At 68.8% G+C, this 631-nt stretch carries 1 protein-coding gene; it reads left to right on the top strand.

Features of this window, described 5'->3' with window-relative positions; translation table 11 throughout:
* Window positions 1-169: 169 nt before the first annotated feature.
* Window positions 170-631: efflux RND transporter permease subunit (locus EOA49_RS32295; RefSeq protein ID WP_281058474.1), on the top strand; the 462-nt coding region annotated here is incomplete at its 3' end.

The following is a 631-nucleotide window of genomic DNA, read 5'->3' as shown; positions in this document are numbered from 1 at the left end:
GCCAGGGCCAAGGCTCGGCAGGCGGCGGCGCGGACGCATCGGGCGATGCCGGCCGCAAGCACCACCGCCACCATCGTCGCGACGGCAGCGGCAATAGCGGTAGCAGCGGAAATGGTGGCGACACCGGCGAAGCCCAATGAGCACGCCGAGCGGTCTCGTCTCCGGCTGGCTGAACCCGTCGCGGCCCTTCATCCTGCGGCCGGTGGCCACCACGCTGATCATGGCGACCATCCTGGTGGTCGGCATGATCGCCTATCTTTTCCTGCCGCTCTCGGCCTTGCCTGAGGTCGACTACCCGACGATCCAGGTGCAGACCTTCTATCCCGGCGCCAGCCCGGAGGTCATGACGACTTCGGTCACCGCGCCCCTGGAGCGCCAGTTCGGCCAGATGCCGGGGCTGGAGCAGATGTCGTCGGGGAGTTCGGCCGGCGCCTCGGTCATCACGCTGCGCTTCAGCCTCGACCTCAGCCTGGATATTGCCGAGCAGGAGGTTCAGGCGGCGATCAACGCGGCCGGCAACCTTCTGCCCGCCGACCTGCCGGCGCCGCCGATCTACGCCAAGGTGAATCCGGCCGACGCGCCGATCCTGACGCTGGCGATCACCTCGAAGACGCTGCCGCTGACCGCAGTC

This window comes from Mesorhizobium sp. M1A.F.Ca.IN.020.04.1.1 (genome assembly GCF_003997315.1).
In the GTDB taxonomy this organism is placed as follows: Bacteria; Pseudomonadota; Alphaproteobacteria; order Rhizobiales; family Rhizobiaceae; genus Mesorhizobium.
This window is presented reverse-complemented; position numbering and strand designations above follow the sequence as displayed.